At 64.6% G+C, this 237-nt stretch carries 1 protein-coding gene; it reads right to left on the bottom strand.

Going from position 1 to position 237, the window contains the following annotated elements:
* The coding region (locus NCR37_RS28325) for a hypothetical protein (protein WP_250476112.1) at window positions 1–221 on the bottom strand (221 nt) is incomplete at its 3' end.
* Window positions 222–237 lie beyond the last annotated feature (16 nt).

The raw sequence follows: 237 nt of genomic DNA, 5'->3' as shown, positions 1-237 counted from the left end.
GTCTGATAGAGGTAATCCCCCCAGACGTGAGCGCCTTCGCTCACGCCGTTGAGAAGAAAGCTGCTGCGCAGTTTGTCGAGACGGCTGGCGAGATCGGCGCTCACCGACTGGCCCGCCTGCTTCGCGCCATCCAGCCCGGCTATCGCGCCCCGGACGTCATGCGCAAGGCCACTGTGCCGCTGGACAACGACGATCTCCGCCCCGTTGGTTGCGTTATTCATTGGCACGGTGGTGGCG

The sequence above is a fragment of the Caballeronia sp. GAFFF1 genome (genome assembly GCF_023630705.1).
Lineage (GTDB): Bacteria > Pseudomonadota > Gammaproteobacteria > Burkholderiales > Burkholderiaceae > Caballeronia.
Note: the sequence above shows the minus strand (reverse complement) of the source record. Positions and strands in the feature narration are given on the sequence as shown.